Here is a 19633-nt window from a genome sequence, read left to right as displayed (position 1 = left end):
TCAACCTTAAAAAAGTAGTAACAGCCTAATTATGCAAAAGTATTTAGAACAAAGAGCTTTATTCATGTGAATTACCTTATTTTACGGATGATTTGTCTTGTGTGTCGATTTGGAAATGTCGAAAAGTGATAATTCGACATATTACGACAAACAATGTCGAATAAGGGAGGGCGTTTAGGATTTTATTGTATTTTAATCCATTATTCCGAATATTAAAGGAGCTGATATCTTGCACCAGCCACTCAGTGAAGAAAAAGTTTTTAAGGACCCGGTACATAATTACATCCATGTTCAGGATACTGCGATATGGCGATTGATCAATACGCCGGAGTTCCAACGTTTACGACGCATTCGGCAGTTAGGCACATCTTATCTGACGTTTCATGGAGCGGAGCATAGCCGGTTTTCACATTCACTGGGCGTATACGAGATTACGAGACGCATCATTTCCCAATTTGAACGTGGAGACTTTCCCGACTGGCCAAAGGAAGAAAGACTGGTTGCTCTGTGTGCTGCTTTGTTGCACGATGTGGGGCACGGTCCATTTTCTCATTCCATTGAAGAAGCCTTTCATATGAACCATGAGGATTGGACATGCCGCATTGTACTGGGCGACACGAAGATTAACGCTGTGCTACGGCAAGTGGATGAGATGCTGCCCCACAAAGTCGCGGCGGTTATAGCCAAAACGTATGATAAGCCGATTGTTGTCAACCTGGTAACAAGTCCGCTCGATGCTGACCGTATGGATTATTTGTTGCGGGATGCTCATTCGACAGGTGTTAACTACGGAACGATTGATTTGGATCGTATTTTACGTTTGTTGCGTCCTCATAATGGGAGAATTGTCGTAAAAGAGTCGGGTATGCATGCTGTAGAGGATTATCTAATGTCACGCTATCAGATGTACTGGCAAATTTATTTCCATCCTGTAACACGCAGCTCGGAAATCCTGTTACGTAAAATTTTTAAGAGAGCAAAGGAATTGTTCAAAAACGGATATGAGTTTGGTTTTCTGCTTGATCCGCTGCCCGATCTGTTAAAAGGGGAACTAACAGTGGAGCAGTATTTGATGCTGGATGAGTCTTTGATTCAGACGGTATTTAGCCAATGGAAACGAGAAAAGGATGAAATTTTAAGTGATTTGAGTAGCCGTTTTATGGATCGTAGATTGTATAAATATGTAGAGATTGAAAATATGGATACAGATACCGTTGACCATATTCGAGAGGCTTTGAAAGAGGCTGGATTGCATCCTGAATATGATCTTGAAATTGATTTTCCAACAGATCTTCCTTATGATGTGTTTCGGCAGGGCGGTTCAACGGACAACCAGATTTTACTGCTTGGACGTCAGGGCGAGGTGCGGGAAATATCCGAAGTTTCAGAAATTGTACGCTCAATAAGTGGCATTCACCGAGGAAAATATCACATGTATTTTCCCCAGAATAAATTGAACGGGGTAAAAGACAGGCTTCCTGCCGAAATAAGGAATTATTTTGTCAAACAATAGACAAATATATAGAAATGTAAGTAAGAAAAGGAGATGAAAACCTTGGATTTATTCGACACTCATACTCACCTAGATGCGCCACAATTTGACGAAGACCGTGAAGAAGTTATAGCACGTGCTGTCGAATCAGGAGTAACACGGATGATCAATATCGGATTTAATCGTGAGACCATTCCATCCACCATGAAGCTGGCTGAGACGTATGATTTTATTTATGCAGCCGTTGGATGGCATCCGCAGGATGCCATTACAATGCAGGAGGGTGATTTAGAATGGATTGCATCGTTATGCAGTCATAAAAAGGTTGTAGCGATCGGAGAGATCGGTCTGGATTATTATTGGGATACATCACCAAAGGATGTGCAGCAGCGGGTACTTCGAAATCAAATTGGCCTGGCACGTGAGCTCAACATGCCAATTGTTATCCATAACCGAGATGCACATGAAGATATTGTGAGGATTTTACGTGAGGAAAAGGCGGGCGAGATTGGCGGAGTCATGCACTCCTTTTCTGGGAGCTGGGAGACCGCTAAAATGGTGCTGGATATGGGCTTTCACCTTTCCTTTGGCGGGCCCATAACGTTCAAAAATGCCAAGCAGCCAAAAGAGGTACTGGCCCTGGTTCCGCTGGATCGTCTGCTGATTGAAACGGACGCGCCATACTTGACGCCTCATCCGTTTCGCGGGAAGCGAAATGAGTCGGCCCATGTGAGATTGGTGGCAGAGGTAGCTGCCCAAATTAAGGGAATTACAGTGGAGGAATTGGTATCCATTACGACCCAAAATGCTTTGGAACGATTTGACATTCAGTGAAAAAGCGAAGAAATCAATCAAAATAAAGAGATAGACGGAGCTAATTATGATTTTGTTGCAGGAAACTCAAGAATATTACAATTTTTTAACCGAATATTTTAAAAAATGTACTTGAAACCTGCTTTACAACATGCATGGAAACAGGATATCATCTTTTCAGTGAATTGTTGTTGAGTGTAAACATCAACAAATCATTTCATGAACCAGTCTCGCTGAGTCCCTTTTGCAGGGAACGGGGGAACCGATATGGCTTACAGTACGTCCGGCGTATGTGCAAGAGAGAATGTCTCTTCAGCAGCCGGCTCAACCGAAATTCATTTCCCGAATGGGATGAACAGGTAGAGAAGCCGTATTTCGATTTCTTTCTGGGTCTTCGGGGTGAATGTGAAGGCGACCGCCATGAGCGGTTGACCTAAGCTAGGGCGACTCTCTACGTCCGAACCCGACAGCTAACCCCGTAAGCGTAACAAGAGAGAAGCCATCTCGTGCATGAGTTTTCCCGCATATTCACACATGTCGGAAGCCACGAAAGAGCTCTCTAGTCTCTTTCTTTGGCTTTTTTTGTTGTGAATAAAAGAAAATCTGTCATCATACTGTGGTTAAACAGGGGAGGACAGCATGCCGCGAAGACGGGTACATGGTGCAGGACAGTCGCAGTACGGGCTTGTCTTGTAGAAAATCTGTTATAGTCACGTCAACGATCAACTATGTCTTACTCCAGACGGCGGGCTATGTAAGGAGGACGGAGGAAATGGGCATTTTCCGAAAAGAGGAGACCCATGAGTCACGCTCATCCAGCATGTCTTACGTATTACGTTGGAAGCAAGAGAATGTGCGCCAGGCTGCTTTGGTTGCTATTTTTCTAATCGCACTAACGATTATGATTTCAATTCTGATGTACACGCAATCTAAAAAACAAGTCTTTTTTGTCATCGATGGTAAGGCATCTGCGGTAGAAACCCGGGAATCCAAGCTCCAAGATTTGCTCAATGAGCATTCTATTTCACTTCAGCCGCATGATACAATTTCCATGCCGCTAAATGGAGCAGTACAGGATGGGGATCGCGTAGTCATTAAACGTGCCAATCAGGTTAAAGTATCCTCAGGCAATAAGACGAAAAAGCTGTACACAACAGAAAATACAGTAGAGGGTGCCATTCGCACTTCGGGCTATAAATTATCATCAACGGATAAAGTTTACCCTGCGTTGGATGCCTCTGTTTCAGCTAACATGGACATAAAAATCGTCCGTGTGAAGAAACAGCAGGTCGAACAGAAAAAACAAGTGCCTTATCAGGTCATCAAAACGGCAGATCCAAGTCTCTATAAAGGCGATAATCGAGTCATTCAAAGTGGCAAATCGGGTGTGGTAGTCCAGCATGTTCAAAAGGTATACCATGATGGAAAATTGGTATCCAAACAGCTGGTCAACAAGGAAGTCGCACAGAATCGTGTGGATAAGGTAATTGCGGTAGGAACGAAGAAGAAACCGGTCGTTCTAGCTGCTTCCATCGGCCCTAAAGATGCGGTTAAGGCTACAAAGGTTAGTTCGGGCAGTGCTGTCCGTAAAGCAGGTATTAATTTTAATTATAGAAAAGTTTTACAAAATGTCTCCATGACGGCGTATTCCGCACAGGAGCCAGGTATCGGTACACGTACCGCCTCCGGCACGCGTGTCACGGAAGGACGCACCATCGCTGTCGATCCGAGTGTAATTCCAATCGGGTGGTGGGTGTATATTGAAGGGGTGGGCTTCCGCCGTGCGGAGGATACCGGTGGCGCGATTAAAGGCCACAAAATCGATGTGTATTATGAGAGTTTGAGCCGGGCCAACCAATTTGGTCGTAAGCACGGTAAAACCGTATATGTTATCGGACCTGTAAAGCCGGAAATCAACTAAAACAGGTTGTGTATGTTGAGGACAATGCGATAGTATTAACAACATAGTTATGCCATGCTAAGAAGAGGATACCCTCTTCTTATTTTGTTTTCAAAAGCAGGGAAAGATAAATATATGTTGCTGTGTAACAGTGGAGGGAAACGAAGATGATCAAGGAAGTGATCGTGGTGGAAGGCCGGGATGATACGGTAGCCATTCGCCGTGCTGTCGAAGCAGATACGATAGAAACTGGCGGTTCAGCCATTAATAAAATGACGCTGCGAAAAATTGCATTGGCGCAGGAACGGCGGGGGGTCATTATTTTAACTGATCCCGATCATGCAGGGGAGCGTATCCGTAAAATCATCGCCTCCAAGGTACCCGGCTGCAAGCAGGCTTTTATACCTGAGGCAGAGGCGACGCGCAAAGGGGATATTGGCGTAGAGAATGCCTCCCCGGAAGCCATCAGACACGCTCTCGCGCGGGTACATACGACAGTGGAAGGTGCCGAACCGCTGATTGAATGGGCGGACCTGATTGACGCTGGACTTATTACCCATCCCAATGCTGCTGCACGCCGTATGGCCTTGGGGAATGTACTGGGTATTGGCTATTGTAACGGAAAGCAGCTACATAAGCGGCTCTCTGTATTTCAGATCAGCCGTGAGGAATTTGCCAGTGCGCTGGCACAAATCGAAAGTGAAGGATTGTGATATCCGTATGACAGGGATTCAAGATATAGCAACACCGCGGCGTACGAAGGAAATTATTCAAAAGCACGGTTTTTCGTTCAAAAAGAGCTTGGGACAAAACTTTCTGATTGATCAAAATATTTTGAGCAAGATTGTAAATGCTGCCGGTTTGGATGATACAAAGGGTGCGCTTGAGATCGGTCCGGGGATTGGAGCTTTGACTGAAAGATTGGCGCAATCGGCTAAGGCAGTTACCGCTGTCGAGATTGATCAGCGGCTGCTGCCCATTCTTGAAGAAGTGCTGGCCCCTTACGAGCATGTAAAGGTTCGTCATGGGGACGTGTTAAAGCTGGATTTGCGTGAGGTGTTTGCAGTCGATTTTGCAGACGTGAGCAAAGTGAGTGTCGTCGCTAATCTGCCGTATTACGTCACTACACCGATTCTGATGCGTCTACTGGAGGACAAGCTTCCTTTGGAGAATATCGTCGTTATGATTCAAAAGGAGGTGGCTGAGCGCATGGCTGCGTCTCCTGGTACGAAGGATTACGGCAGCTTAAGCATAGCCGTGCAATATTACAGCGAGCCTGAGTTAGTCTGTACGGTGCCGAATACAGTATTTATTCCTCAGCCGAATGTTGATTCGGCAGTTATTCGGCTGCGTGTACGAGAAGTCCCTCCGGTAGAAGTGGTGGACGAGAAGCACTTTTTTGAAGTGGTTCATGCCGCTTTTGCCCAACGTCGTAAAACCATTTCAAATAACCTAAAAAGCCGCTTCTTCACCAAAGAGAACAGGGACACGCTCGAGCCGCTGTTGCAACAAGCTGATATTGAGCCTTCCCGTCGAGGGGAAACGCTGAGTATCGAGGAATTTGCGCGTCTCAGCGCCGTGCTATTGGAGGCCGGTATATCCTAAGTTGGAACCAAACTGTGCATTCACCCATACGATATAGGAGGGGTGATACAGTGTGATGAGTTTAGGAGACTTGGTCGTTCGGAAATCGTACGGCGGTGATGTCACGTTTCGCGTTGAGGACATCCAGCGGGATAAAGCGATCATTAAGGGGACGGAATTTCGGCTACTGGCTGATTCCCCGGTGAACGATTTGGTCAGAGTGCCGGCAGACCAGGTTAGCGGTAAGACTCAACAGGCCCACATTAAGGCCGGGGAGTCTCTTAATCTTTTGCAACGGGCACGCCAGCAGCAAGCTGCCCGTAGCCAGGCGGCTCTGATTGGAGAGTGGAGTGATCCGGTGGAGTCAACGTATTTTGAAATGCCAGGAAAGGTTCTTCATCTGGATGGAGACCCTGGCTATTTAAGGAAATGTCTCAGTCTATATGAACAGCTCCGTGTTCCCGCAGAGGGACATCACGTTCACGAATCGGCAATGGCGGATACGTTATACCGACTGCTTCCCCGCATTCGTCCTGATATTGTAGTCATCACTGGACATGATGGTGTGCTAAAGCAACCGCAGCCTTATGATTTGTACAGCTTGAAAAGCTACAAGAATTCGCAAAATTTTGTGGCAGCGATTCAGGTAGCGAGACAATATGAGCGTCATCTGGATTCACTGACAATTGTAGCGGGTGCGTGCCAGTCCCATTTTGAGGCGCTGCTACGTGCGGGAGCCAACTTTGCCAGTTCCCCAGGGCGTATCTTGATTCACGCTCTGGACCCCGTTTACGTGGCTGCCAAGGCCGCATTTACTTCGATCCGTGATACGGTCAATATGGGAGACTTGTTTCATCAGACCATCAGTGGCAGCCGCGGAGTGGGTGGAATTGAAACAAGGGGAAGCTACCGCATCGGTTTGCCGAAGCTTGAAAATTTGTCAACGCTTAAAGTAACGCCTTCAGCGATCTGAGATTCAAATGTGCCTAATAGGATTTATCTGAACAAAAGCCTCTTTTTAGAGGCTTTTTGTCATTTTTTATGTATATTATTCCTGTTCGCAAAAAATTAAATTGACAACTTATTTTTCGTGTTGTTATAATATTTAGCTTGATTTGACAATCCCTCTAAAATTCGTTATAATGGACAAGGAAAGAGGTGGTCGTTAGGCAATGGCTAAAAATACGCTGTTGGAAATCAAACGCAGTCTCGACGCACATGTAGGGCAAAAGATTTTGCTGCGGGCTAACGGCGGACGCCGTAAGACCGTCGAACGAACTGGTGTCTTGGAAGAAACGTACCCTTCTGTTTTTATCGTCAAGCTGGATCAGGAGCAACAGACGTTTAAACGTGTCTCCTACAGCTATGCTGACATTCTTACCGAGTCGGTGGAGGTCAGTGTATATGATCCCGACTCTCACACAAGTGTAGTCGAATATTTCGAAACACCTTAATTCTTTTTTACGTGATTTATACCAGCTTTGCAGGTTTAACGGCGACCTCGTCATTTTTAATGGCGGGGTCGTTTTGTATTTGCAGAGCAGGATGAAGCATGATATCTCTGCACATACTAAGGCGGGAATGATCTTCCTTATTCCATTGCCGAAGGAGGCGTATGCATGAGCCGAAGAAGACGGAGTGTTATGTCGGAAGAGCTGAAGTATGAACTGGCCAAAGATCTTGGGTTTTACGACACGGTTAAGGAAGAAGGTTGGGGAGGCATTAAAGCCAAGGATGCGGGCAATATGGTCAAGCGGGCCATTCAGCTTGCAGAGCAGGCGGCTTCTCGCAAATCGTAGCCATCGGTGGTGCTGATAAAAAGCGGGGATATCCGGGGTCATACCGGGGCATCTCCGCTTTTTTGAACCTCATGACTTGACAGGCTGAGTCTGATATAATATGTTAAGCTGTCTTGAGGGAAAAGTTGAAGGTGGGTGAACGCCTTGAAAATATATGAAAAAGCACCGGCGAAAATTAATTTAATGCTTGATGTTCTACGTAAGCGGGACGATGGTTATCACGAGGTCGAAATGATTATGACTATGGTCGATCTATCCGACCGATTGACGATGTCCGAGTTACCGCGTGATACCATTATTATTTCAAGCCAAGCCGGGTACATACCGTTAGATGAAAAGAACTTGGCTTTTCAGGCTGCACGTCTGATCAAAGAACGTTATAACGTGTCTACAGGCGTCCATATCCATCTGGATAAGCATATCCCGGTGGCTGCAGGATTAGCAGGCGGAAGCAGCGATGCTGCCGCAGCATTGCGTGGGCTGAACAAGCTGTGGAAACTTGGTATCTCGGATGCGGAATTAAGAGTACTGGGTGCTGAATTGGGTTCAGACGTACCTTTCTGTATTACAGGGGGCACAGCTTTAGCGAGCGGACGTGGAGAACTGCTTAAGCCACTGCCGAATCCGCCACAATGCTGGGTGATCCTCGCCAAGCCGCCGATTAATGTATCGACAGCTGAAGTGTATGGTCGTGTCAAAGCGGATCAGATTACGCACCACCCGTCTGCCCGGCAGATGGAGCAGGCGATTCGTAATGCTTCTTTTACCGATGTATGCAATGCCCTGGGGAATGTACTGGAGGATGTGACATTAAAGCTGTATCCAGAAGTGGAGCATCTTAAAAACTCCATGATCCGTTTAGGAGCTGATGGGGTGCTGATGTCAGGTAGCGGACCTACAGTGTTCGGACTGGTATCGAAGGAAGCCAAAGTGCCACGGATCTATAACGGACTAAGAGGCTTTTGCAAAGATGTTTATGCAGTACGACTTTTGACCTGATTTTAGATATTTTTTTCATATTATAGTGGCAATTGTTGTACAAATACGTACGAAGATGATATATTTACTATTAAATATTCGGATTTTACTATATCACTTACATTCCGCCAGCAACCGGCCAGTCCGCCGGTGCTTTATTGTACGAAGCGGGCGGCAGGAGAATAGATCGCGAGGAATTGTTGTGAAAAAACTTAAAAGAAGCTCACGATTGGTGGAAATGACGCAATTTTTATTGTCACGGCCGCATACATTGGTGCCTCTTACTCATTTTGCAGATCGATACGGGGCAGCTAAGTCGTCGATAAGCGAGGATCTGGCTATTATCAAAGAAGTATTTGAGGACGAGGGTACTGGCGAGCTTCTGACACTGGCGGGAGCGGCAGGGGGCGTCAAGCTGATCCCTAGGCTCTCCAAGCAACATGCGCTTGCGTTTGCGAACGACTTGTGCGCGCAGCTGGAGCAGCCTGATCGCATATTACCGGGAGGGTACCTGTATCTGTCCGATTTGCTGGGCCAACCAGCGATGATGAACGAAGCGGGTAAAATATTTGCGACCGCTTTTGCCGATCGTCAGATTGATGTGGTTATGACCGTGGAGACGAAGGGCATTCCGCTCGCATATGCAACCGGAGCACAGCTTAATTTGCCAGTCGTGCTTGTACGGCGTGACCATCAGGTGACAGAAGGCTCAGCTGTAAGTATTAATTATGTTTCTGGATCACAAAAGAGCCTTCATACGATGTCTTTATCCAGACGTGCAATGCGTGAGAAATCGCGTGTGCTCATCGTAGATGACTTTATGAAGGCTGGCGGCACGATACAAGGAATGGTCGACTTGTTAGCAGAGTTTGATGCTGAGGTAGCTGGTGTCGGTGTGCTGGTAGAGTCGGGCGAGGTGGAGAATGAAGAGCGCCTGTTGCACGATTATATTTCACTGGCAAATCTGACCGCAGTCGATTCTCGAAGCAAGCAAATAACAGTCAAGCTAGGGAATTATTTTGATGAGTTAACAGGGCAGTAAATTGTCACAATTCATCATAAAATACCTAAATATGTCGAAAAGAAATCTTTTCAAAAAAATTACCTGAATTTAGGATACGAATTGTCCAAAAAAAGAAGGAATTCGAAATGCTGTGTGGAATGTATACACCAAGTCCTATTTGGAAAAAGGTGGTGAAACACACATGCAGATTACGGATGTTAGACTCCGCCGAGTGAACTCAGAAGGAAGAATGAAGGCGATTGCATCCATTACAATTGATAACGAGTTTGTTGTCCATGACATCCGAGTTATCGACGGTAATAACGGGATGTTCGTAGCTATGCCAAGCAAACGAACCCCTGACGGAGAGTTTCGCGATATCGCTCACCCGATATCTTCAGGAACCCGTGAAAAGATTCAAGCTGCTGTATTAACTGAGTACGAACGTGCAGCTGTTGATGAAGAAGTTGCTATTGAAGAAGGCGCTTAATTCGCCTAAAGCAGGATTGGGGTACAAAAGAAAAAGAGAGCCACTAACTGTGGCTCTCTTTTCTTTTTGTCTGGAATGAGATATATTCTTTAGTGAGTTAACAGTCAGTTTTAAGGCAACTTGGAGCCATCCGGGCTGCCGAAGCGGCTTTTTCATAAGACAGGGACTAGGCAGCAATGCGTCCCGGGGATGAACGTCCAGCACAAGCTGGCCTGAAAAAATAGCCATTAACCAAAGGTTCGCCGTTATTTTTCAGGAGGATTGTGAAAAGTTAAGCAAAATCTGATCTGGGAATTAACGTTTTAGCCAAGGGGTAACTGTTATTTTCAGGATAGGAGGTTGGACTTGTTGGAAAGGTTGGCAGTCATTCTTGCCGCAGGGCAGGGAAAACGTATGAAATCCAAATTATATAAAGTTCTGCATCCGGTGTGCGGAAAACCGATGGTCGGACATGTGCTCGACACGGTTCGTGAAATCGGTGTGTCCCGAAGTGTAGTCGTCGTGGGTCACGGAGCAGAGGCGGTACAGTCTTATTTGGGACCGTCGGCAGAATATGCGCTTCAGGCAGAGCAGCTGGGAACGGGCCATGCTGTCAAGCAAGCCAAGGACCTGCTCGGCCAGGAACAGGGCACCACAATTGTCATTTGTGGAGATACTCCGTTGATCACAGCGGAAACGCTGGAAGGTTTGGTGCAACTGCACGAAAGCCGCGGAGCGGCTGCAACAATTCTGACCGCTGAGTTGGACAACCCGAAAGGATATGGACGAGTTATCCGTGATACTTCCGGGGCCGTGCTTAAGATCGTGGAACAGAAGGATTGTTCACCTGAGGAAGATGCTGTCCGTGAGATTAACACAGGCACGTATTGCTTTGACAATGCCAAGTTATTTGCAGCGCTGGACAAGGTAACGAACACCAATGCACAGCAGGAATACTACCTGACCGATGTCATTGGTATTTTGCATGGCGAAGGTGAGCAGGTTGAGGCGTATTTGACCAATGACGTGTCGGAATCTATCGGTGTAAACGACAGAGTTGCTTTGTCGGTTGCTGAAGGTTATATGCGCGAGCGTATCGTTCGCAAACATATGCTGAATGGTGTCACCGTCATTGATCCGTCTTCTACCTACATCGGGAGCGATGTTGTCATTGGTTCCGATACAGTATTGTACCCAAATACATGGCTGCATGGTCAAACACAAATCGGAGAAGATTGTGTGATTGGCCCGCAGGCAGAGATCCAGAATACGGTTATCCACTCAGGGGCAACAGTGAAACATTCGGTGTTGAACGAAGCGGAAGTGGGAAGCAGTACATCTGTAGGGCCGTTTGCTTATCTGCGTCCAGGCGCGAAGCTTGGCGAACATGTGAAAATTGGTGATTTTGTAGAGGTGAAGAATGCGACTATTGGAGATCATTCCAAGGTGTCTCATTTGAGCTATGTCGGTGATGCCAAGGTGGGTACAAACGTAAATATTGGCTGCGGGGCAATAACGGTCAATTATGATGGATATAATAAATCCATTACAGAAATTGAAGATGATGCCTTTGTTGGCAGCAATGTGAATCTGATTGCCCCAATTAAGATTGGAAAAGGTGCCTATGTTGTCGCAGGCTCCACTGTAACACATGCTGTCCCTGATAACGATCTGGCCATTGCCAGACCACGTCAAGAGAACAAAGCCGGATATGCGGACAAAATCCGCGCGCGTGCCAAAGCAAAGAAAAAAAGATCGGAATGACCTTAATCAGCAAGCTGTTGAATCTGTAATGAATGAACCAGCACGGAGGGTTTCTATTAATGACTTATTGCGATTCCAAACTCAAAATATTTACTTGTAACTCCAATCCGAAGTTAGCCCACCAGATTGCGGACTACATCGGAATCCCAATGGGGGAATCCCATACCACATCGTTTAGTGACGGTGAAATTCAGGTTAAGCTGTCGGAAAGTGTTCGCGGCTGCCATGTGTATATTGTACAGTCCACTTGTCTGCCAGTTAACGACAACTTGATGGAGTTATTGGTTATGATTGATGCACTTAAACGTGCTTCTGCCAAAAGTATCAATGTTGTTATGCCATATTACGGTTATGCTCGTCAGGATCGTAAGGCTCGTTCACGTGATCCGATTACAGCGAAACTTGTCGCTAACTTGATTGAAAAGGCGGGAGCTCACCGCGTAATCAGTATGGATTTGCATGCGATGCAGATTCAGGGATTCTTTGATATTCCAGTGGATCATATGCTGGGAGCGCCAATTCTGGCCCAATATTTCCGTTCCAAGCAAATTGAGAACCCGATTGTTGTTTCACCCGATCATGGTGGGGTTGTTCGCGCGCGCAAGCTGGCGGACTTCCTGAGTGCGCCGCTCGCTATTATTGATAAGCGTCGTCCAGAGCCAAATGTCAGTGAAGTGATGAATATCATCGGGAACATTGAGGGTAAGACGGCTATTTTAATTGATGATATCATTGATACAGCCGGAACGATTGTATTGGGTGCAAATGCGCTTAAAGAAGGCGGCGTAAAAGATGTGTATGCATGTTGCACACATGCCGTGCTGTCCGGTCCTGCGATGGAAAGACTGGAGAATTCGCCATTAAAAGAGGTGGTTGTGACGGATACAATCCCGATCGTTCACCCAAATCCGACAAGCAAGCTGAAGGTACTGTCTGTGGCTCCATTAATGGGAGAAGCCATCATCCGTGTGCATGAAGAATTGTCGATCAGCAAACTGTTTGAAATCGAATAAGCGCTGGCTCATTAAAAAAGGGGTTGCTTTTTCCATATGGAAAAGGTAACCCCTATCAGCATGTCAAGCTAAAAGCCTGGCCGAGATATGAATGTGAAGCGTTGACGATTGTATAGTGTGTCCTCGATTTCGACGAAATGCTCATTAAAACGCGCAACGATGCCAATTTGAACATGTACATTCCCGTCATAAATTTGGACAGGAACGGAATGTTTTAAATGATATAGAAAATGGCTGTCATATAAGAGGATATCACCTTGATTGAGCATATCGGCACGCACCTTCCTGTTCACTAAAACTATTTTACCAAAAAATCAAGACTTCGAAAGAGGTGTCAAGGCTAATGAAGTGGATTGTAGGATTGGGCAACCCCGGTCCCCAATACGAGAAAACGAGACATAATGTCGGATTTATGGCCTTAGATGCACTTGCCTCACGCCATAATATCCAGATTACCCAAAGCAAATGTAAGGCATTGATTGGTGAGGGGCACATTGGTGGCGTGAAAACGGTATTGATTAAGCCTATGACATATATGAATCTCTCAGGCGAGTCTCTACGTGCATACATGGACTACTATAAGGCCGATATGGAAGATCTGATTGTCGTTTACGATGATCTGGATACAGAGGTCGGTAAAATAAGACTGCGTTATCAAGGTAGCGCAGGCGGGCATAATGGCATTAAATCGATCATTCAGCATACAGGGACGCAATCCTTCAACCGGATTCGCATGGGCATTTCCCGCCCAGAGCCTGGACATGCTATTGTCGATTATGTTTTGGGCACCTTTCCAAAGAAGGAAAAGGAACTATTGACCGGAATGATAGAAGATACGTGCAACGCTTTAGAATACAGTCTAAATCATCCGTTTGAGCGGACGATGGCTGAATTCAACAAGTAAGTTCTGACGTAGGTAGACGGGCTTAAATGGAAGATTGTTGGACATACTGAAAGGTATAGAAAACTTTCAGGAGGCATATACATTACATGGTTGTTAATTATGTATGCAGACATTGTCGAACTTTCTTAGGGCGAATTGACTCCGCTGCAATAACCGAAGAAAGGTTGGGCTTCCATTCCTTGACCCCTGCTGAACGTAGAGATATAATAGCGTATAATTCGGGTGGTGAGGTGACCGTTAAGGTCATTTGCGAGCATTGCAGTCAGGCACTGGAGAATAATCCGGAGCTGAGTCTGCTCGTAAACCCGCTCCAATAACAGGTATTCAACTGGTCTGATGTACCAGCTTGAGAGGTGAAGCGGCAATTCCGCTTATGGAGCCTTGGCAGCATTGCTGAGGCTTCTTTTTCGGTTTACATGTAACTATTTATAAGCATAAAGGGGTGCCTTTTTTGTTACAAGCACTTATTCAGGCTTTTACGAAGGATGCTGATTATGCATCCATTGCGGCAGGTATTTCCTCAGGCATGAAGGAACAGCTGATATCAGGCTTGTCAGGCTCTTCAAGACAGGTCCTGATGGCCGCACTTGCTGAAGATACTGGACGACCGTTAATGGTCATGACGCACAATATGTTTGCCGCTCAAAAGATAGCAGATGATTTGCAGGAAGCGCTTTCTCCTGATCAGGTTTTATTGTATCCAGCTAACGAGTTGGTAGCTGCTGAAGCAGCCATATCCAGTCCAGAGACGTTATCCCAACGAATTGATGTATTGATCCGATGTGCCCAGGGTTTTCGTGGGGTTGTTGTCGTGCCGTTTTCTGGAGTCCGGCGTTTACTACCAATCCCGGAAACATGGCGTGAGGCTCGTGTTGAGCTGAAAGAGGGAGAAACGATTCAACTGGAAGCATTTTTGCTGCATATGGTTGAAATGGGATACCAGCGTGTAGAGCGTGTTGAATCCCGCGGGGAGATGAGTGTACGCGGGGGAATTGTTGATTTTTATCCAATGACAACCCGTTGGGGCTATCGTGTGGAGTTGTTTGATGATGAAATTGACTCCATCCGTATGTTTGATCCGCAAGATCAGCGTTCGGTGGAAAAGGTACAGGAAGTTACTGTAACGCCATGTAAGGAAGTTATTGCAAGCCACCAGCGTATGGATCAAGCTGCTGATGCCGCTGCTCTGTTGTTGGAGGAACAGCTGGACAAAATGACAGATCGTCAGGCTAAGCAGCATCTGAAAGAGGAAATTCATCGTGAAATTGAGCTGCTGCGGGAGCATGTGTATTTTGACGAAATCTATAAATATATCTCCCTGCTGTATCCTGAACGCAAAACCTTGGCTGATTATATGCCGGAAGATACGATTCTAATCATTGATGAACCAGCACGGATGCTAGAAACAGCCAGGCAGCTAGAGCGGGATGAGTCTGAATGGAATTTGCATTTGCTTCAAAACGGTAAAACTCTACCGCAACTGGAGCTATCGGATAACTCGGATAATCTGCTGTATAATCGGAGATTTCAAACGCTGTTCCTGTCGATCTTTCTTCGCCAGGTTCCGCATACACAGCCGCAAAATATTTTGAATTTCATCTGCCGTGGCATGCAGGATTTCCACGGTCAAATGAATGTACTCAAGGCAGAGATGGATCGTTGGCGCAAGGCAGGCACACAGGTTATGATGCTGGCGAGCGGAGATGAACGTCTGGATCGGATGCGGCGAGTGCTTCAAGACTACGGTATTGATGAGCCGACGATGGCGATTGGTAATCTGCAAAGCGGTTTTGAGATGCCGTCTATTCATCTGGCGGTGATTACCGAGGGTGAGATGTTCTCCCAGAAGCAGCGGAAAGCACGTAAGCAGGGGCGACATGTAGACAATGCAGAGCGGATTAAGAGCTATAGCGAGCTGAAGGTGGGCGATTATGTCGTACACCAAAATCACGGAATCGGGAAGTACATGGGAATCGGTACGCTGGAGGTTGGCGGTATCCATAAGGATTACATGCATATCCTCTATGCGGGCGGAGATAAGCTGTCTGTACCGATTGAACAAATTGATCTGATTCAGAAGTATGTGGGCTCCGAGGACAAGGAACCCAAGATTTACAAACTGGGCGGCAATGAGTGGACACGTGTTAAAAGTAAGGTGCGCAGCTCGGTTCAGGACATCGCAGATGACTTGATCAAGCTATATGCGGAAAGACAGTCAGCACCAGGCTTTGCTTTTGAAAAGGATTCACCAGAACAGCAGGAATTTGAGGATATGTTCCCGTATGATGAGACACGTGACCAGATTCGGGCTATTGAAGAAATTAAAAAGGACATGGAGCAGAGTCGTCCGATGGATCGTTTGCTGTGCGGTGACGTAGGCTACGGCAAGACTGAGGTGGCTATTCGTGCTGCTTTTAAGTCTGCTATTGAGGGCAAACAAGTGGCTGTGTTGGTACCGACGACGATTTTGGCACAACAGCACTATGAGACTTTCCGTGAGCGCTTTTCCGGGTATCCGTTCAATATTCAGGTATTGAGCCGTTTCCGCTCGCGCAAAGAGCAGAATGAGACGACCAAGGGAGTTCGACAAGGTACGGTGGATATTGTCATTGGTACTCACCGTCTACTTTCCCAGGATCTGGTGTTCAAGGATCTGGGGCTGCTTATTGTCGATGAGGAGCAACGTTTTGGCGTAACGCACAAAGAAAAGCTGAAAAAACTGAAAACGAATGTAGACGTGTTGACACTAACGGCTACACCTATTCCCCGTACGCTGCATATGTCCATGCTGGGTGTACGTGATTTGTCAGTTATTGAGACGCCACCAGAAAACCGTTTTCCGGTGCAGACCTATGTAGTTGAGCATAGCCAGACTCTAGTTCGCGAGGCCATTGAACGCGAGATGGCACGTGGAGGACAGGTGTACTACCTGTATAATCGCGTACAGGGGATTCAAGAGATGGCTGCCGAGATCAATGCACTTGTCCCAGACGCCAAGGTGGGCGTAGGTCACGGACAGATGTCTGAAACGGAACTGGAGAAAACCATTTTGGATTTCCTAGATGGTGAATATGATGTACTGGTTAGCACGAGCATTATCGAAACCGGTGTGGATATCCCCAATGTGAATACACTCATTGTGCATGATGCTGATAAAATGGGGCTCTCCCAGCTTTATCAGCTACGTGGGCGTGTAGGCCGTTCCAATCGGATTGCCTATGCTTATTTCACGTACCAGCGAGATAAGGTGCTTACAGAGGTGGCGGAGAAGCGACTTCAGTCTATCAAAGAATTTACGGAGTTGGGTTCTGGGTTCAAGATTGCAATGCGTGATTTGTCCATCCGCGGAGCGGGTAACTTACTTGGCGCCGAGCAGCACGGATTCATCGCTTCCGTTGGTTTTGACCTTTACTCGCAAATGCTGTCTGAGGAAATCAACAAACGTAAAGTCAGTGTGCTTGGAGAAGAGGATCAATCCAACCGGAATTGGAGTACATCGATTGATTTGGGTGTCGATGCTTACCTGCCGGGAGACTATATTTATGACAGCATCCAGAAGATTGAGATTTATAAGAAGGTTGCAGCGGTCAGTACCTTTGATGAGGCTTCCGAACTGGAGGACGAACTGGTCGACCGATTTGGCGATCTGCCAGAGGCTGTTCGTCATTTGCTTGCCGTGGCTCGTCTTAAAGTATATGGACGGATGTATGGAATCGAGTCCATTGTGCAGCGGGATGACAATATAGTGCTGAAATTCCATGAAGGTCGTCAGCACGCGGTTCAGACGGCCAAACTTGCCGAGATTGGCAATCGCTTTGAAAGACGTGTACAATTTGAACAGGGCACTTCTATGAGCGCACGCATAAAGGGCAAAGGTCTAAATGATCCACAGTTGCTAGAGCTGCTGGAGCAATTTTTGAGTGCATTGAAAGAAGCATTCACATTGAAGGAGGAACTGCAAAATGCCACAACTAAATAAAAGAAAACCTTGGAGAATGCTCTCCTTGGGCATGGCAGCGTTGCTAGCTATATCGGTGCTGGCAGCATGTACAAAGCAAGCGGATGAGAATAAGGTCAAGGATGAGCCGAAAGACAACAGCAAGGTTGTCGTGACCTATAAGGGTGGAACGATTACCGAAAATGAGTTCAACCAAGAAATCAGCATGATGAAATTTCTGTACCCAGAGTATGAGGCTGCTTTAGCTTCTGATCAGGTACGTGAGCAAATTGTAAAGCAGGAAGTAGTGTACAAGCTTTTGGCGGCTAAAGCGGACGATAAAGCCAAGGAAGAGGGCGCCAAACAAGGAAACGAGCAGTTGGAGCAGTATAAAAAGTCGGTTGGTGAAGATAAGTTTAAGACATTTCTGAGTGATCAGAAGCTGACCGAACAAGGTGTGAAAGATTACTTTACGCGTGTCATGACGGTAATCAACAGCGAAACCAATAAAGTAACGGATGATCAGCTGAAACAGGAATTTGAGAAAAATAAAGATCAATTCACGACAGCAACCGTGCGCCATGTATTGATTAATTTCGAAGATCCAAAAACAAAGAAACAGCGCACAAAAGAGGCTACTCTCAAGCTCGCCAAAGAAGTAAAGACGAAGCTGGACGGTGGAGCGGATTTTGCAACGATTGCCAAGAAGTATTCGGAAGACCCAGGTTCCGCATCTAATGGGGGGCTGTATGAGAATGCGTCCGTAGCACAATGGGTACCTGCTTTTAAAGAGGCTGCCGAGACTCAACCGATTAACAAAATTGGTGAGCCTGTGGAAACAGAATACGGATATCACGTGATCAAAGTGGAGTCCCGCAATGATCCAACATTTGATAAATTGAAGGACAACGAGAAGGCTGCCCTGAAAAATAAATTGGCTGGGGAAAGTATCCAAAACTTTACCGAAAATGATTTGGCGAAGCTTGATTTGAAAATCAATCTGCCGAAGGCACCTGCTACGCAAGAGAAAAGTGGTGCAACGTCCGGTGCGGGCAGCACAACTACACCGAGCGGAACAACAAGCGGTACGGGCGATAGCAAGGCTGGAACAGCCAAAGATGGAGTTACAAACGAAGGTAAATAACTGAACATGCATAAGGAATTGGGAACAGATGAATACTATGGTCAGATATCACCATAAACACCATGACCGCGACGTTCTTCGTGACCGCTTCTGGGGGAGTGGAAGCGTCTTTCGATACCGTCAGTAGTTTACTAAATTCTTCTTGAGAAAGTGGGGCAACATGTGAAATGAAAGCTACTGGTATAGTTCGCCGTATTGATGATCTTGGGCGGGTAGTTATTCCAAAGGAGATTCGCCGCACCTTGAGGATTCGTGAAGGAGATCCGCTTGAGATTTTTGTGGATCGTGACGGAGAAGTCATTTTGAAAAAGTATTCACCTATTGGTGAACTTGGTGATTTCGCCAAAGAATATGCTGAGTCCCTGTTTGAAAGCACAGGCCATATTACGATGATTACCGATCGTGACACCATTATTACGGTGGCTGGAGGCTCGAAAAAAGAGTTTTTGGACAAGCAAATCGGTAGCATTATCGAAGGTAGCATGGATAATCGCAAGACTGTGCTGGAGACAGCCAGCGGCTCTTATGAGCTGACGCGAGACCACGAAGAAACACTCTCGTCCTTTGTGACGGCTCCCATTGTTTCGGGTGGTGATCCCATCGGCTCTGTTATATTGTTGAACAAGGATGAAAATGTAAAAATGTCCGAAATGGAGGTCAAGATGGCTGAAACAGCCGCTGGCTTCCTGGGCAAACAAATGGAACAGTAACACCCCGTTTCACCCCTGTATGACGTACAGAACGGACAAAGCCGTTCAACGTTGTACAGGGATTTTTTTCTTTCCGGGAGAAGAGACGGTATAATAGGACTCGTAAAAATGCTTATCCAGGTG

19 protein-coding genes and 1 riboswitch are annotated in these 19633 nt (G+C 46.4%); of the genes, 18 read left to right on the top strand and 1 reads right to left on the bottom strand.

Features of this window, described 5'->3' with window-relative positions; genetic code table 11:
* Positions 1-229: 229 nt before the first annotated feature.
* The 13 genes from G9G57_RS22715 (at position 230) to G9G57_RS22655 (ending at position 12815) form a co-directional block, all read left to right on the top strand.
* Entirely contained in the window at positions 230-1513 is a 1284-nt protein-coding gene (locus G9G57_RS22715; protein WP_017427068.1) for an HD domain-containing protein, read from the top strand.
* A 42-nt stretch (positions 1514-1555) separates the two neighbouring features.
* Positions 1556-2326, top strand: a complete 771-nt coding sequence (locus G9G57_RS22710; protein WP_019685732.1) for a TatD family hydrolase — start codon at positions 1556-1558, stop codon at positions 2324-2326.
* A gap of 200 nt (positions 2327-2526) precedes the next feature.
* Positions 2527-2806, top strand: a riboswitch (cyclic di-AMP (ydaO/yuaA leader).
* A 271-nt stretch (positions 2807-3077) separates the two neighbouring features.
* Positions 3078-4226, top strand: coding sequence for a 3D domain-containing protein (locus tag G9G57_RS22705; RefSeq protein ID WP_016818924.1), 1149 nt, complete (start codon positions 3078-3080; stop codon positions 4224-4226).
* A 146-nt stretch (positions 4227-4372) separates the two neighbouring features.
* Positions 4373-4918 (top strand): ribonuclease M5, encoded by a 546-nt coding sequence (gene rnmV, locus G9G57_RS22700; protein ID WP_016818923.1) that lies wholly within the window; start codon positions 4373-4375, stop codon positions 4916-4918.
* 7 nt (positions 4919-4925) lie between these two features.
* Positions 4926-5810, top strand: a complete 885-nt coding sequence (gene rsmA, locus G9G57_RS22695; protein WP_164965580.1) for a 16S rRNA (adenine(1518)-N(6)/adenine(1519)-N(6))-dimethyltransferase RsmA — start codon at positions 4926-4928, stop codon at positions 5808-5810.
* Between the two features lie 55 nt (positions 5811-5865).
* A complete protein-coding gene (gene yabG / locus G9G57_RS22690; RefSeq protein ID WP_025363644.1) occupies positions 5866-6762 on the top strand; it encodes a sporulation peptidase YabG in 897 nt (298 codons plus the stop codon).
* Between the two features lie 199 nt (positions 6763-6961).
* Positions 6962-7243 (top strand): biofilm formation stimulator Veg, encoded by a 282-nt coding sequence (gene veg, locus G9G57_RS22685; protein WP_013308120.1) that lies wholly within the window; start codon positions 6962-6964, stop codon positions 7241-7243.
* 165 nt (positions 7244-7408) lie between these two features.
* Positions 7409-7588: a small, acid-soluble spore protein, alpha/beta type gene (locus tag G9G57_RS22680; RefSeq protein ID WP_007428013.1), complete on the top strand. Its 180-nt coding sequence runs from the start codon at positions 7409-7411 to the stop codon at positions 7586-7588.
* 144 nt (positions 7589-7732) lie between these two features.
* Positions 7733-8587 carry a 4-(cytidine 5'-diphospho)-2-C-methyl-D-erythritol kinase gene (gene ispE, locus G9G57_RS22675; RefSeq protein ID WP_025676573.1) on the top strand — a complete coding sequence of 285 codons (855 nt, stop codon included), beginning with the start codon at positions 7733-7735 and terminating at the stop codon, positions 8585-8587.
* A gap of 181 nt (positions 8588-8768) precedes the next feature.
* On the top strand, positions 8769-9608 hold the full coding sequence (gene purR / locus G9G57_RS22670; RefSeq protein WP_013368673.1) for a pur operon repressor: 840 nt from the start codon (positions 8769-8771) through the stop codon (positions 9606-9608).
* Between the two features lie 163 nt (positions 9609-9771).
* A complete protein-coding gene (gene spoVG, locus G9G57_RS22665) occupies positions 9772-10059 on the top strand; it encodes a septation regulator SpoVG (protein WP_007428016.1) in 288 nt (95 codons plus the stop codon).
* Positions 10060-10404: 345 nt separating this feature from the next.
* Positions 10405-11802 (top strand): bifunctional UDP-N-acetylglucosamine diphosphorylase/glucosamine-1-phosphate N-acetyltransferase GlmU, encoded by a 1398-nt coding sequence (glmU, locus tag G9G57_RS22660; protein WP_164965579.1) that lies wholly within the window; start codon positions 10405-10407, stop codon positions 11800-11802.
* A 59-nt stretch (positions 11803-11861) separates the two neighbouring features.
* Complete coding sequence (locus G9G57_RS22655; RefSeq protein ID WP_013308125.1) at positions 11862-12815, top strand: ribose-phosphate diphosphokinase; 954 nt, start codon at positions 11862-11864, stop codon at positions 12813-12815.
* A 68-nt stretch (positions 12816-12883) separates the two neighbouring features.
* Here G9G57_RS22655 and G9G57_RS26315 read toward each other — a convergent pair whose 3' ends face one another.
* Entirely contained in the window at positions 12884-13084 is a 201-nt protein-coding gene (locus G9G57_RS26315) for a hypothetical protein (protein WP_013368676.1), read from the bottom strand.
* Positions 13085-13158: 74 nt separating this feature from the next.
* Here G9G57_RS26315 and pth point away from each other — a divergent pair, with 74 nt between their 5' ends.
* The 5 genes from pth (at position 13159) to spoVT (ending at position 19510) form a co-directional block, all read left to right on the top strand.
* Positions 13159-13719 (top strand): aminoacyl-tRNA hydrolase, encoded by a 561-nt coding sequence (pth, locus tag G9G57_RS22645; protein ID WP_016818918.1) that lies wholly within the window; start codon positions 13159-13161, stop codon positions 13717-13719.
* A gap of 86 nt (positions 13720-13805) precedes the next feature.
* On the top strand, positions 13806-14036 hold the full coding sequence (locus tag G9G57_RS22640) for an anti-sigma-F factor Fin family protein (protein ID WP_007428020.1): 231 nt from the start codon (positions 13806-13808) through the stop codon (positions 14034-14036).
* A gap of 134 nt (positions 14037-14170) precedes the next feature.
* Complete coding sequence (gene mfd, locus G9G57_RS22635) at positions 14171-17698, top strand: transcription-repair coupling factor (RefSeq protein ID WP_164965578.1); 3528 nt, start codon at positions 14171-14173, stop codon at positions 17696-17698.
* Positions 17682-18800: a peptidylprolyl isomerase gene (locus G9G57_RS22630; RefSeq protein ID WP_102997563.1), complete on the top strand. Its 1119-nt coding sequence runs from the start codon at positions 17682-17684 to the stop codon at positions 18798-18800. Before mfd ends, G9G57_RS22630 begins: the two co-directional genes overlap by 17 nt.
* Before the next feature lie 167 nt (positions 18801-18967).
* Positions 18968-19510, top strand: coding sequence for a stage V sporulation protein T (spoVT, locus tag G9G57_RS22625; protein WP_013368681.1), 543 nt, complete (start codon positions 18968-18970; stop codon positions 19508-19510).
* Positions 19511-19633 lie beyond the last annotated feature (123 nt).

The sequence above is a fragment of the Paenibacillus sp. EKM211P genome, assembly GCF_011066175.1.
Lineage (GTDB): Bacteria > Bacillota > Bacilli > Paenibacillales > Paenibacillaceae > Paenibacillus > Paenibacillus polymyxa.
Note: the sequence above shows the minus strand (reverse complement) of the source record. Positions and strands in the feature narration are given on the sequence as shown.